Consider the following 13,640-nt stretch of genomic DNA (forward strand, 5'->3'; position numbering starts at 1 on the left):
AAAAGTGGCATAATGCCACTTTTTTAGTTAGGATAAATAAGATTTTCTGGTTTTAAGTTATGGAGTGTTTCTAAGTACTTCTTAGCTTCAAAACGTGCCATAGGCAAGTTCATATCTAAGTAGTTCCCACAATCACGGGCAATAGAACCTGGAACTTCACCTTCAAAGTTTGCAATAAACTCAAACATAGCAGTAATAAGAGGTGCAATTTCTGCTGATGAACGCGTGCCTGCTAAGATGAGATAGTGGCCTGTACGACATCCCATAGGCCCAAAATAGATGACATCTTTGGCATAGTCGTTGTGATTGCGTAAAAATGTAGCACCAAGATGTTCCATTGTATGTATCTCAGCAGTATTCATAACAGGTTCTTGATTAGGTGCTTTCATGCGTAAATCATAAGTTGTTAGGGATTGCCCTCCAATTTCATCTGTTCTAGAAACATAGATGCCTGGTAATAGTGTTAAATGATTAATAGTAAAGCTTGCGATTTTTTCCATTGTTAAAGTTCCTTTCAAGTAGTGTTATGCTTATTATATACTGAAAGGCATTTTGCTTTCTAGGAAAATATGATATGATAAGTTTAATTCATAAAAAGATAGAAAATGATTAAAAATGAGGTGTGATAGATGGAGAATGAAAAAAAGGTCATTTTTAGTGGGATGCAACCTTCAGGTGTGATTACACTTGGAAACTATTTGGGCGCCCTTAAAAACTGGACGAACTTACAAGATGAATACAACTGTCTCTATTGTATAGTAGACATGCATGCTATTACTGTAAGACAAGACCCAGCAACTCTTAGAAAAAATGCAAGAAATTTACTGATGCAGTATATTGCAGCAGGACTAGACCCAGAAAAAAATGTGATTTACTATCAATCACATGTTTCAGCACATGCAGAGCTTGCATGGATTTTAAACTGTTACACTTACATGGGTGAACTTAGTCGTATGACTCAGTTTAAGGAAAAGTCTTCTAAGCATGCGGAAAATATTAATGCAGGACTTTTTACTTATCCAGCACTTATGGCAGCAGATATTTTGCTTTTCCAAACAGATTTGGTACCAGTTGGCGTAGATCAAAAACAACATTTAGAGCTTGCACGTGACCTTGGGACACGTTTCAATAACTTATATGGAGATACTTTCAAAATACCAGAACCCTATATCAGTAAAGTTGGCGCAAAAATCATGAGTCTACAAGAGCCAACAAAGAAAATGTCTAAATCGGATGAAGATCATAATGCAAGTATTTCACTTATGGATGACGCAGATACGATTATCCGTAAGTTTAAACGTGCAATGACAGACTCAGATGCCGAGGTACGCTTTGACCAAGAACTTAAACCAGGTATTAGTAACTTAATGACCATTTACAGTGCTGTAACAGGAATGTCTATGGAAGCTATCCAACAGGAGTTTGAAGGTAAAGGTTATGGCGACTTTAAAATGAGAGTTGGAGAAGCGGTAGTAGAAGAGCTTCGCCCAATGCATGAACGGTTTGAGCAACTTTCAAAAGACAAAGCATACATTGATAGTATTATTAAGAAAAATGCAGATACAGCAAATTACCTTGCAACAAAAACCTTACGCAAAGTACAAAAGAAAGTGGGCTTCCCACCAGTTATACGTTAATACATCATGGTTGTATAAATATAGAAAAGAGCCGCCAAGTGGGGGCTCTTCTCTATATTTAGTCGTTAGTATTAGGTAAGAAGCCCCTACCATTCCCAATGACTTGGGCTGTTGGGGTAATGGTGACAAAGGCAGTAGGATCATGATGGGCTACAATATGTTTGATTTTGGCAACTTCTTGAATACTGATCGTGGTATATAAAATAAATTTGTCAGAACCTGTATAGGCTCCCTTAGCTGGGATAATGGTAACCCCACGCAGTAGCTCAGACATAATGTCATTGGCCATAACTTGGTAGTGGAGTTCAGTTGTGATAATAAATAATGTACGCTTATAATTGAGCCCATCTACAACAAAGTGGGTAACACGGCTAGCAACAAACATAGTGGAAAGAGTTAAAATAGACAAATCTAATCCAAAGAAGAAAATTGAAAAGATCATGATAATGGCATTGATAACCATGGTGACAGTAGCCATACTGATGGAAAAGTGCTTGTTAATAATTTTTGCTACAATATCAGAACCACCTGTAGAACCATCACCTCTAAAGATGATACCACTACCAAATCCGTTTAGGACGCCACCTAAAAGAATAATACTTAAGGTATTGGTTGTGGCGATTTGAATACCTTTGGTTACTTCTAGCCAAGCGGAAAGCATAAGCATACCAAATAAGCTATAGACGATAAAGTGACGCTTGAGAAAGAACAATGCAAGTATAAAAAGTGGTATATTTAGGAGAATAACAAGAAGTCCAACGTTCCAATTAAAGAGAAAGTGTAAAAAGGTGGCAATACCATTTACACCACCACTTAGCAAATGATTTGGAATAAGAATGGCATTAGTGGATAAAGCTATTAAAAAAGTCCCGATAATAATAAAAATAATACGTTCAATATCTAATTTGATCTTTGGCATTAGTATTCCCCCTAATTTATAAGTGTATAAATTAATATATAATTTTATGTACAAATATATTATAAGATTAGTTTATGATAGAAAGGAAGAATTTATTGCTTAAAAGACGAAAATCATTTTGTCAAATTAAGTCTGCCGGTGTAAGATGAGAAGAGACAATAAAATAGAAGGTGATAAAATGAAATTTTTAACAGATATGCATATTCATACTATTTCAAGTGGACATGCTTACAGTACAGTAGATGAAATAGCAAGATTTGCAGGTGAAAAAGGCTTGAAGATCGTTGCTATTACAGACCATAATAGTGGCCTGCCAGGTGGGGCACATGACTATCATTTTAACAACTTACGAGCTATTCCAAGGAACTTGTATGGTGTAACAGTATTACGTGGAATGGAAGCAAATATTATTGATTTTGATGGGAATATTGATGCCACAGAAGATACCATGCATGGCTTAGACTTTGCGATTGCCAGTATGCATCCACCATGTTTAAACTTTGGTGAGAAAAATGAAGTAACACGTGCTATGATTGGTGCTATGGAAAATCCGTATGTAACTATTCTTGGACATCCTGGAGATAATCGTTATCCTTTTGACCATGAGGCAGTAGTCCTTGCAGCAAAACGTACAGGGACTATACTAGAAGTGAACAATGCATCTTTAAAACCGGGGGGATTTCGCCCAGGTGTACGAGAGAATCTTGTGATTCTTTTAGATTTCTGCAAGCGATATAGTGTACGTGTTATGGCAAACACAGATGCTCACATTGCGTATGCAGTAGGTGAGTTTGCAGAGAGTATTAAACTCTTTGAAGAAGTTAACTTTCCAAAAGAACTTATTTTAAATCTTCACCCAGAGCAAATCCTAGACTTTATTACGCTAAAGAATTGAAATGTTACCTCCGATACGTTAAAATGAGGAGGAGAATAGGACAAGGGGTGACTTAAGTGAATAGCAAGCTCAAAGATGATGTGACAGATAGTTTGTTTGAAGCCATTTTAAAGCTAGAAAACATTGAAGAATGTTATGCTTTTTTTGAAGATATATGTACCATTAATGAGATTAAATCTTTAGCACAGCGTTTAGAAGTTGCTAAAATGTTAGAGGCAAAAAGAACCTATACAGAAATACAGCACTTAACGGGCGCGTCAACAGCCACCATAAGTCGAGTGAATAGATGTTTAAGTTATGGTTCAGATGGATATAAATTAATTTTAGAACGTGTTAAAAAATAGAGCAGCTTAATTAAGCTGTTTTATTTTTGTACGAAGGAGGAAGAAAAATGGATTTTACAGCGGGATTAAATGAGAAGCAAAAAGAAGCTGTATTGCATACAGAAGGACCACTTCTTGTTCTAGCAGGGGCAGGGTCCGGAAAAACGAGAGTACTTACACACCGTATTGCGCATCTGATTAAAAATAAAGAGGTATCACCATGGTCTGTTTTAGCCATTACCTTCACCAATAAAGCAGCAGCAGAAATGCGTGAACGTATTGGATCACTCATTGGTGAAGAGACTGTTAAGGATATGTGGATTAGTACATTTCATGCCATGTGTGTACGTATTTTAAGACGCAATAGTGAAAGACTAGGCTATGGCAGATACTTTACAATCTATGATACATCTGACCAAAAGACACTTCTAAAAGACATTATGAAACAGCTCAATATCAATGAGAAGAATCATCCTGTTTCAGGTGTGCTTGGAGAAATTAGTAATCAAAAAAATCAATTCATCACGGCGGCAGAATATGAACGAACAGCTGGAGATGACTATAAAAATAAAATTACAGCTCAAATCTATGCACATTATCAAAAGAAACTCAAAGAAAATGACGCCATGGACTTTGATGATTTAATGATGAATACTTGTATCCTCTTTAGAGACAACAAAGATGTCCTAGAGTTTTATCAGAATAAATTTAGATATATCTTAGTAGATGAGTATCAAGATACCAATGGTGTTCAGTATCAATTAATACAAATGTTAGCTAAGAAATACAAGAATCTTTGTGTAGTAGGGGATGATGACCAATCTATCTATGGATGGCGTGGGGCAGATATCCGTAATATTTTAGACTTTGAACGTGACTTTGACAGAGCTAATGTCATTCGTCTTGAGCAAAACTACCGTTCTACACAAAATATCTTAGATGCAGCGAACAAAGTAGTAGCCAACAATCATGGACGTAAAGTCAAGAACCTTTGGACTGAAAATGAAAAAGGAGAACCTATTACTATTCTTCAAATGGATAATGAGTATCGTGAAGCAGATGCTGCTTCAGAGATTATTATTCGTGGCATTGAACAGGGTGAGTATGAGTATAAAGATTATGCCATTTTATATAGAACCAATGCACAATCACGTGTACTGGAAGAAAAAATGATTAAAAATGGTATTCCGTATAGACTGCTTGGAGGTACACGCTTCTACGAACGTAAAGAAGTTAAAGATATGTTGGCATACTTACGTACTGTAGCCAATATAAAAGATGATGTATCTATGAAACGTATTATTAACGTACCTAAACGTGGGATTGGGGCAACGAGTTTAGAAACGATCTCCCGTTATGCCAATGTGCAAAATATGGACTTCTATGAGGCTGCTAAGCTTGTAAAAACCATGAGTATTTTAGGGAATGCACCTTCACTTAAGGTGTTAGGATTTGTAGAGCTTATTGAAGAGTTTCGTGCCATTGCCCAAGATGGCGATGTAACGGGTCTTTTAGAAGCAATTATTGAAAAGACAAGCTACCGTGACTACTTACGTCAAACAGAAGGGGAAGACTACAAAGATCGTATTGCCAACATTGAAGAGCTTGTATCTAAGGCAGCTTCCTATATGGAACTTGCAGAAGAACCAAGCCTTGCAGGTTTCTTAGAAGATGTAGCTCTTGTAGCGGATGTAGACAACTACGACCAAAATAGTAACTCTATTGTCCTTATGACACTCCATAGTGCAAAAGGGCTAGAATTTCCTGTTGTATTCATGCCAGGGATGGAAGAAGGCCTTTTCCCAAGCTATATGAGCTTGACAGAAGGAGAAGACAAAGTTGAAGAAGAACGTCGTCTATGCTATGTAGGGATTACACGTGCACGTGAAAAGCTTTATATGCTCTATGCACAACAACGTACCCTCTTTGGGCGTACACAAGGCTGTACAAACTCTAGATTTATTAAGGAGCTTCCAAGAGAGCTGACTAACTTAGCAGCACTTGATAGAAAGCCAGCTACTAAGCCACAGTATACTCAAACAATGAATACAAGTGCAGGTAGACAAAGCTTAGATACAGGCGGTGCTACACGTGGTTCGGTAGCAGACTACTTTGCTGGAAAGCTAAACACAGGTGGTAGTGCAACGACATCTCAACTTGCAACACCTACATCTACAGCTCAAGCAGGGAAGATGAAACTTAATACAGCTTACTCTAATCCGCTTTCTCCATTTAGCCGAAATGCGATTGGAGGTGCTCAACCTTCTAACTACAAACCAGGAGCAGGTAAGAAGATTGAAAACTTACCAAGTGTGGAAGATACGTATGCTACAGGCGAGAAAGTTAAACATAAAATGTTTGGAACAGGAACGATTACAGAAGTAGACCATACAGAAGATGATGTGTTTGTCACCATTGCCTTTGATAAAGGGCCTGCTAAGAAACTAAGCGCACGTTTTGCTAAATTACAAAAATTGTAAAAACAACTTGAAGTAATTATCTGTAAATGGTATAATATTCCTATAATAACGTAAAAGTTAGGTATTAGGGGGTAATACTATGGATAAAATGTATAAAAATGATGATGTAAGTTTAAACGAACTTATACAAGTTACTAAAGATTTTATCGAATTAGCAGATAGTCTGTATAGCAGGGGGAAAATAACAGAGATAGAATATAACGAACTTACTTTTGTTAAGAAAGACTTTTTGGCACAAGCCGAAGCAAATAAAGAGAATATAGAGGTTTGTTAAGGGGGAAGAGCTAGTTTTTGAAAATAAAACTAGCTCTTTTGCATGGAAGGTTGTCAAGTATGTAGAATTCCTTAGGAGTATGGGCCTAAGGGATTTTTATTTTATAAGTTTCAACCTTTAATAAGGTGAGTTCTTGATTTTTTTAATAAATGAATGACTTGAAAACGCATGAAAAGTAATGCAATATAGAGAAAGATACATATGAAAATAAAGCATAGAAATAGCTTGCATCTGCAAACTATACTCATAGAGAAAATGATGGCTAAAAGGAGAAAATGATGAATTACGAAGAGAAAATGCAACGTATGCAAGAATTGGTAGAGTTACTGAAAAAAGCGGCTTATGCGTATGAGCAAGAAGACCGTGAACTGATGAGTAACTTTGAATATGATAAATTATATGATGAACTGATAAAGTTAGAAGAAGAAACAGGAACTGTACTTGCAGGAAGTGTCACTCAAAAGGTAGGGTATGAAGTTGCAAGTAACTTAAAAAAAGTAACACATCCCTCTAGAATGCTTTCTTTGGATAAGACAAAAGAAGTCGATAGACTTAAAAATTTCTTAGGTGAGCAACTGGGTATGCTTTCTTGGAAGTTAGACGGGCTTACTATTGTATGTACGTATGAGGACGGAAAGCTTGTCCAAGCTGTCACACGTGGCAATGGAGAAATCGGAGAAGATGTGACAAATAATGCTAAGACATTTGTCAACCTTCCACTGACTATTGCCTATAAAGAACCTTTAGTGATACGAGGAGAAGCAGTTATTACTTATAGTGACTTTGAACGTATCAATGAAAGACTAGAGTCAGAAGAAAAATATAAAAATCCCCGTAACCTATGTAGTGGCAGTGTGAGACAACTTAACTCAGAGATTACAGCTAAGAGAAATGTTCGCCTCTATGCCTTTGCAGTAGTGGCGGGTAACGAAACTTGTAATAGCAAAATGGAAAAGATGGAGTGGCTTAGAAGTCTAGGCTTTGAAACAGTGGAGTATAAAACTGTACGCCAAGATGATTTAGAAGAAGCTGTGGCGTACTTTGGAAGCGAAATCAAGAAACGTGACTTTGCTTCAGATGGACTTGTACTTGTGTACGATGATATTGCGTATTCTAAGAGCTTAGGAACAACGGCTAAGTTCCCAAAAGATGGAATTGCCTTCAAATGGCAAGATGAAATCAGTGAAACACATATTTTAGATATTGAGTGGAATACATCTCGTACAGGTCTTATTAATCCTGTAGCAATCTTTGAACCTGTAGAGCTAGAAGGAACGACTGTAGAGCGTGCAAGCTTACACAATTTAAGTATTGTGGAAGACTTGAAAATTGGTATTGGAGACAAAGTAACAGTGTTTAAGGCTAATATGATTATCCCACAAGTTGCTCAGAACTTAACACAATCTGGCCCTGTAGCACCACCTTGTGAATGTCATGTATGTGGTGCAGAGACAGTCATTAAGCAAGATAAAACAGCAAAGACGGTGTATTGTCCAAATGGTAACTGTCCGGCTCAGCGTCAACAGGCATTTGTACATTATGCAAGTCGAGATGCCATGAATATAGAAGGGCTTTCAGAAGCCACAGTAGAAAAGTTCTTAGCTAAAGGATTTTTGGTGGACTTTGCATCCTTATATCATCTCAGTGAGCATGAGAATGAAATTAAAGAGATGGAAGGCTTCGGGCAAAAGTCTTATGACAAGTTAATGGGTGCAATAGAGCGCACAAGAGAAGTGTATGTACATCAATTTGTATATGCTCTTGGTATCCTTCAAGTAGGACCAATGAATGCTAAAATCATTTGTAAGTATTTTGAAAATGATTTAGCCAGTATCCAAGCAGCAACAATAGATGAGCTTGTAACAATTGAAGGTGTAGGGCCAGTTATTGCGCGTGAAATACATGATTATTTCCACCTGCCAATTAACGTAGAAATGTTAGAGCGTCTCACGCAAGAAGTGGCTTTTAAACAAGTTGAAAAGGTAGAAAGTAGTCAGCTGATTTTAGAAGGCAAAACGTTTGTTATTACTGGAGACGTACATCACTTTGCAAATCGTAAGGCACTAAGTGCTAAGGTAGAGGAGCTAGGTGGCAAAGTGACAGGATCAGTAAGTAAGAAGACAGACTATCTGATTAATAATGATAATACTTCAGCTTCTAGCAAAAATAAAAAAGCTAAGGAACTTGAGATTCCTATTTTAACAGAAGAAGACTTTTTAAAGATGATAGATTGAGAAAAATAACTTTTTAATATATACTAAAATTTATAAATGTTTGTTAGTGTAATATTTATATAGACTATACAGCACAAGAGAATTGTCTTGTGCTTGTTTTTTTTGAAAAAATTTTAGTTTTACCCACACATTTTATGCACATATTCGTTATACATAGTGAAAGGAGGGTTGTAAGTGCTTCAAAAGTAAACGCTTTATCATGAGTACATCCGACAAAAATGCCACCAGAAACTGGTGGCATTAAAATTATTCTTTATTGGTTTTAGCCTTATGACATTTTGTTGGTAGGTTAGGCGACCAAGGGAGTAGATCTTGGATAAAATCTAAACTCTTGTCATCCATATGTTTAGGAATCTCTTCTAACAGATGTTCAAAGTAATCATAAGGTTTTTGATTGTTAGCTTTTGCTGTCTCAGCTATGCTATAAATAATCGCACTAGAATTCATTCATCTATAAATGTAACTGTTCAGTCCCCCCTCTAAAATTAGAGATCTCTCCTGTGAAAAGTGTATAGATATACAATTTTTACGTGTTTTACATATATTAGTGTATACTTATACTAAATCAACTGAGACTAAACTGAAAAATAAGGGGGGTGACTGAACAGTTACCTATAAATTATAAAACACTCCAAGAAAAAGAAGATTTATGTAGAATGGCTTAACTTATTTTGAGTTTATCGCCTTCATAGACGAGGAGGGGCATTTACGATTTTCATGTCAATGGTACGGACTACTAGAAAGATTTTTCCTTAAAATGTGTCTAAAATCTTGACTCAAATCCAGAGAAAGGCAAGAATAGAGAGGTAAACAAAGTAAAAGAAGCTTGAGATATATTAGAAAATATTACAAGTTTGTTAAGAAGTATACGGAAAATAGATATACTCTTAAAAAATTTGCTATAATATGGATTGATAAGAGCAAATGTTGACATTTTAGGAGGAGACCTATGAAGAAGACGACAAAAAAGTTAGTGCTTAGTACAGTGATTGCTTTAATAAGCGTTAGCCCTATATATGCAAGTTCAATGGAGTTGACTTATGATGGTAAAAAACATCAATACACATTACCACCGATTGCACTATATATTAATAATAATGAAGTAAAACCAGAGATTATGCCACCTGTTCAAATTGATGGACGTGTACTTGTACCCGCTCGTGAAGTATTTGAACCATTAGGCGCAGCGGTAGAATGGAAAAGCTATGAAAGAAAAATTTATGTAAGTTACAACGAATCACTTATGATTTTAGAGCCGGATAAAGATGAAGTATGGCTAGATGGGGAAACCGTGACATTAGATGTCCCAGCAAAAATTATAAATGGTAAAATTATGGTACCTCTTCGCTTTATCGGGGAGAACATTGGACTTAGTGTAAAATGGGTAGGGGGAGATGAACGTGCAGTGTATGTAGCAGAAGGTTCGACTCAACCAGACCAAGGGGCGAATCCTACACCGTTGCCAGAACCAACACCGAATCCAGAGCCTACACCAGAACCAGAGCCAACACCAAATCCTGAGCCTCTACCAGAGGAGAAGCCAGAGAGTGTACCAACACCAGTCCTACCAGCCGTTCAAAATAAATTAGAGAATGCGGTAGATGGGATCAAACAGTTTTATCAAGGAGATAGTAATAGTCTGATTGTAGATGCTGCAACAGCTCCTTATAATATGACCACAATAGACCGAGCAAGTGTAGTTGGAGGGCGTTATGATGCCTTATGTATGATTCAAGCAAGTACGCCTATTACAGGAATTGAAGTGAGCAAGTCAGAAGGGAAAGTTATTATTGATATTGCTAACAGCAAAAATAATTTAGGTGCTACAGTGCAAGTAGCAAGTAACAACTTTGTAAAGCAAATGCGTACCAGTCAATTTAATACCAGTACAACACGTGTTGTTTTAGATTTAGCTTCAGGGGCTGAGGCACTTGTAAGTTTAAGTGAAGATAGAAAAGAAATTTTAGTTCAGCTTTCTCAAGAAATGGTATCCGCCTTAGCAGTAGGAGAAGATTTAAAAGGTGAATATGTGGGGATTGAAGGATTTGCTCCAAGTCAAATGCAGATAAAAGAAGATGTGGAGGGCGGACAAATTGTTGTAACCCTTCTTAACACAAGCTTAAAAGATGATGTAGAGTGGAAACGTATTAAAGGAGACTACATAGACCGTGTTTATGCAACAGAAGTTGGAAACAATGTAGAGATTACTATAGATATGCAAGAGGGTATGAACTTTACGCATACAATAGATATGGTTAAAGGCAATACTTTAGTGCGTATTGATAAACCGCTTTTTGAATTTATAGAATACACAGGAGGATATAGTCCAACTTTCAAACTGACTATGCCAGGTCGTTTTGATATAGATGATGTGGAAGTAAAGGATTTATATCGTGAGAAGAAGCTTATCATTGACTTAGGTGATAACTATAGTGAGGTATTCAGTGATGGGGTATGGACAATTAATGATCAAACAGTAAAATCTCTTACAGTAGAAAATAGGACAACGACTCGCTTCATTATAGATGAGCAAGTTATAAAGGCTGTTAACTTAAAACAAGAGGGTGATAAGCTTGTTGTAGAGCTTGTAAAGCCAAAAGAGAAGTATGAGCAAATTATTGTTTTAGATGCAGGCCATGGTGGTAAAGATGGTGGGTCGTCAGGTAATGGGGTTAGAGAAAAAGACATTAATTTAACTCAGACATTAGCCATTGCTAAATATATTGAACAAAACTCAGATATAAAAATCTATTTTACAAGAGAAGATGATACATATCCAGAGTTAAGAGACCGTACGAATATGTCTAATGAAATTGAGGCAGATATGTTCATTAGTGTACATAACAATTCCCATAATGCAACGAGTAAAGGAACAGAAGTCCTTTACTACCCAAGTACAACAGATACAAGAAGTAAAGTCATGGCCCAGATTGCATTAGAACATATTTTAGCAGAATGTGGGACATATAACAGAGGCATTAAATCAAGACCGGATTTAGTGGTGCTAAATACAAGTAAAATGCCTGCTATTTTACTAGAAGGTGCATTTATTTCTAATCCAACTGAAGCATCCTTATTAAAAAATGAGACATTTAATGCTAATTATGCAAGAGCTGTAGGCAATGCTGTGATTGAAATGTTTGCTACGTTGTCATTTAGATAAAGCACTGTGAAAAAGTAGTAAGTAGGCCAACTTGCTACTTTTTTGTTGAAGAAATTTTTCTGTAAGTGGTGTAAAGTAAAAAATGGAGCTAAAAGGGAACCCCCTCTAAGCTGTGCTTCACAAATTTAAATTTTAGATTTAAAATAGAGTGAGAATGTATGAGTGAGAAGCGTACATAGTTCATATCAAAAATAGAGTAAATGAGGACACAGGGCATGAAAAAAATAATATTTGCAACACAAAATCAAGGTAAAGTAAAAGAAATTAAAAAGATTTTAGAAGGTTTGCCAGTAGAAGTACTTACAATGAGTGAGGCGGGTATTGATATAGATATTGAAGAAAATGGTGCAACCTTTCAAGAAAATGCTGTGATTAAAGCAGAGGCATTAAAAGGCTATACGGATGCCATTATTTTAGCCGATGATTCAGGTCTTGAGATTGATTGCTTAAATAAGGAACCTGGCGTATATTCAGCACGTTATTTAGGGAAAAATACACCTTATGAAGAAAAAAATCAAATCATCTTAGACCGCATTGTAAGTGTAGAGGATGATGCGCGTACAGCAAGATTCGTATGTGCAATTGCAGCAGCCGGCAAAAATATACCCACATTAACAACACTAGCGACTATTGAGGGACACATTGGGCATGAGGCAAGAGGTGCTAATGGATTTGGCTATGACCCAATCTTCTATATTGATGGCTTCAAAAAAAGTACAGCAGAATTATCACCAGAAGAAAAAAACAAAATAAGTCACCGTGCTAAAGCATTAGAAGCTATGAAAGTAAAACTCATGGATTATTTAGGTGAATAAAATGAAAATATTAGTGGTAAGTGATACCCATGGACAAACGACTTATGTAGAGCAACTCATTGAGCTATTTTTACCTTATGGGTTGACCCACCTTATACATTGTGGAGATTGTATTGAGGATGCAAAACGTATTGAAGCAGTATATCCTTTACTTACAGTCTATAAAGTACCAGGAAACTGTGACTTTTCTTCCTATAGTATAGAAAATACTATTTTGGCACACATTGAAGGTGTACCTATTATGATTACCCATGGGCATAAACAACATGCTAAGTCTAGTTATGAGGAACTTTGGATAGATGCCGAAGCTCACGAGGCTAAGATTGCCATCTTTGGACATACCCATATTGCTCATAAAGAGACAAAAAATGGCATTACTCTTTTAAATCCTGGGAGTATGACGTTGCCCAAAGATAGTACGGTACCCTCTTTTGCAATGATTGAGATCCAAAAGGGTCAGATTAAAGATGTAGCACTCTTGCAAATGATAGATAAATCAAGGGTTTCAAGAAGAAATTAAGAAAAAATAAAAAAGGAGTTGACGTGGTGCACATATTTATGTATAATACATTTTGTCGGTTGAGGCCGACGAAATAAAACTAAGCACCATGCGGGTGTAGTTCAATGGTAGAACACCAGCCTTCCAAGCTGGCCACGTGGGTTCGATTCCCATCACCCGCTCTTTGTATCCATAGCTCAGCTGGATAGAGCAACGCCCTTCTAAGGCGTGGGTCCGGGGTTCGAATCCCTGTGGATACGTATGGTGGGGGTAGCTCAGTTGGTTAGAGCGCCAGATTGTGGCTCTGGAGGCCGTGGGTTCGATTCCCATTCTTCACCCTTAGTTTTATAGGGTTATCGCCAAGCGGTAAGGCACAGGATTTTGATTCCTGCATTCGAAGG

At 36.8% G+C, this 13,640-nt stretch carries 11 protein-coding genes, 3 tRNA genes and 1 pseudogene; 12 read left to right on the forward strand and 3 right to left on the reverse strand.

Features of this window, described 5'->3' with window-relative positions; all coding sequences use genetic code 11:
- Positions 1-23 precede the first annotated feature (23 nt).
- Entirely contained in the window at positions 24-500 is a 477-nt protein-coding gene (locus RRY75_RS08725; RefSeq protein ID WP_332493073.1) for an S-ribosylhomocysteine lyase, read from the reverse strand.
- A gap of 129 nt (positions 501-629) precedes the next feature.
- On the opposite strand from RRY75_RS08725, the gene trpS reads away from it, so the two are divergent.
- Positions 630-1,637 carry a tryptophan--tRNA ligase gene (gene trpS, locus RRY75_RS08730; protein ID WP_332493074.1) on the forward strand — a complete coding sequence of 336 codons (1,008 nt, stop codon included), beginning with the start codon at positions 630-632 and terminating at the stop codon, positions 1,635-1,637.
- Between the two features lie 58 nt (positions 1,638-1,695).
- On the opposite strand, the gene RRY75_RS08735 is transcribed toward trpS, so the two are convergent.
- On the reverse strand, positions 1,696-2,556 hold the full coding sequence (locus RRY75_RS08735; RefSeq protein WP_332493075.1) for a YitT family protein: 861 nt from the start codon (positions 2,554-2,556) through the stop codon (positions 1,696-1,698).
- A gap of 178 nt (positions 2,557-2,734) precedes the next feature.
- Here RRY75_RS08735 and RRY75_RS08740 point away from each other — a divergent pair, with 178 nt between their 5' ends.
- The 5 genes from RRY75_RS08740 to ligA all read left to right on the forward strand — a co-directional run bounded on the left by RRY75_RS08740 (position 2,735) and on the right by ligA (position 8,762).
- Positions 2,735-3,451: a phosphatase gene (locus RRY75_RS08740; RefSeq protein WP_332493076.1), complete on the forward strand. Its 717-nt coding sequence runs from the start codon at positions 2,735-2,737 to the stop codon at positions 3,449-3,451.
- Between the two features lie 56 nt (positions 3,452-3,507).
- A complete protein-coding gene (locus tag RRY75_RS08745; protein WP_332493077.1) occupies positions 3,508-3,795 on the forward strand; it encodes a YerC/YecD family TrpR-related protein in 288 nt (95 codons plus the stop codon).
- 47 nt (positions 3,796-3,842) lie between these two features.
- Positions 3,843-6,254, forward strand: coding sequence for an ATP-dependent helicase (locus RRY75_RS08750; RefSeq protein WP_332493078.1), 2,412 nt, complete (start codon positions 3,843-3,845; stop codon positions 6,252-6,254).
- 79 nt (positions 6,255-6,333) lie between these two features.
- Positions 6,334-6,528, forward strand: coding sequence for a hypothetical protein (locus RRY75_RS08755; protein WP_332493079.1), 195 nt, complete (start codon positions 6,334-6,336; stop codon positions 6,526-6,528).
- Positions 6,529-6,806: 278 nt separating this feature from the next.
- A complete protein-coding gene (gene ligA / locus RRY75_RS08760; protein ID WP_332716400.1) occupies positions 6,807-8,762 on the forward strand; it encodes an NAD-dependent DNA ligase LigA in 1,956 nt (651 codons plus the stop codon).
- A gap of 246 nt (positions 8,763-9,008) precedes the next feature.
- Here the strand turns inward: ligA and RRY75_RS08765 are convergent.
- Positions 9,009-9,203: pseudogene (locus RRY75_RS08765) on the reverse strand (transposase domain-containing protein); the annotation flags it as partial.
- Between the two features lie 508 nt (positions 9,204-9,711).
- Between RRY75_RS08765 and RRY75_RS08770 the strand changes: the two are divergent.
- The 6 genes from RRY75_RS08770 (at position 9,712) to RRY75_RS08795 (ending at position 13,577) form a co-directional block, all read left to right on the forward strand.
- On the forward strand, positions 9,712-11,925 hold the full coding sequence (locus tag RRY75_RS08770) for an N-acetylmuramoyl-L-alanine amidase family protein (RefSeq protein WP_332528165.1): 2,214 nt from the start codon (positions 9,712-9,714) through the stop codon (positions 11,923-11,925).
- A gap of 215 nt (positions 11,926-12,140) precedes the next feature.
- Complete coding sequence (rdgB, locus tag RRY75_RS08775; RefSeq protein ID WP_332494303.1) at positions 12,141-12,740, forward strand: RdgB/HAM1 family non-canonical purine NTP pyrophosphatase; 600 nt, start codon at positions 12,141-12,143, stop codon at positions 12,738-12,740.
- Position 12,741: 1 nt separating this feature from the next.
- Positions 12,742-13,260: a metallophosphoesterase family protein gene (locus RRY75_RS08780; RefSeq protein WP_332494302.1), complete on the forward strand. Its 519-nt coding sequence runs from the start codon at positions 12,742-12,744 to the stop codon at positions 13,258-13,260.
- A gap of 90 nt (positions 13,261-13,350) precedes the next feature.
- Positions 13,351-13,421: transfer RNA gene (locus RRY75_RS08785), tRNA-Gly, on the forward strand.
- Between the two features lie 4 nt (positions 13,422-13,425).
- Positions 13,426-13,499, forward strand: a tRNA-Arg gene (locus RRY75_RS08790).
- Between the two features lie 4 nt (positions 13,500-13,503).
- Positions 13,504-13,577, forward strand: a tRNA-His gene (locus RRY75_RS08795).
- Positions 13,578-13,640: the final 63 nt, after the last annotated feature.

Origin of the sequence: Niameybacter sp. (genome assembly GCF_036655075.1) — a bacterium.
Classification (GTDB): Bacteria; Bacillota; Clostridia; order Lachnospirales; family Cellulosilyticaceae; genus Holtiella.

What these genes read in the sequence shown, in the direction of transcription:
- RRY75_RS08740 (WP_332493076.1), top strand. Translation starts at nt 2,735, where the DNA reads ATGAAATTTTTAACAGATATGCATATTCATACTATTTCAAGTGGACAT.
- RRY75_RS08780 (WP_332494302.1), top strand. Translation starts at nt 12,742, where the DNA reads ATGAAAATATTAGTGGTAAGTGATACCCATGGACAAACGACTTATGTA.
- RRY75_RS08735 (WP_332493075.1), bottom strand. Translation starts at nt 2,556, where the DNA reads ATGCCAAAGATCAAATTAGATATTGAACGTATTATTTTTATTATTATC.
- RRY75_RS08750 (WP_332493078.1), top strand. Translation starts at nt 3,843, where the DNA reads ATGGATTTTACAGCGGGATTAAATGAGAAGCAAAAAGAAGCTGTATTG.
- RRY75_RS08755 (WP_332493079.1), top strand. Translation starts at nt 6,334, where the DNA reads ATGGATAAAATGTATAAAAATGATGATGTAAGTTTAAACGAACTTATA.
- ligA (WP_332716400.1), top strand. Translation starts at nt 6,807, where the DNA reads ATGAATTACGAAGAGAAAATGCAACGTATGCAAGAATTGGTAGAGTTA.
- trpS (WP_332493074.1), top strand. Translation starts at nt 630, where the DNA reads ATGGAGAATGAAAAAAAGGTCATTTTTAGTGGGATGCAACCTTCAGGT.
- RRY75_RS08725 (WP_332493073.1), bottom strand. Translation starts at nt 500, where the DNA reads ATGGAAAAAATCGCAAGCTTTACTATTAATCATTTAACACTATTACCA.
- rdgB (WP_332494303.1), top strand. Translation starts at nt 12,141, where the DNA reads ATGAAAAAAATAATATTTGCAACACAAAATCAAGGTAAAGTAAAAGAA.
- RRY75_RS08770 (WP_332528165.1), top strand. Translation starts at nt 9,712, where the DNA reads ATGAAGAAGACGACAAAAAAGTTAGTGCTTAGTACAGTGATTGCTTTA.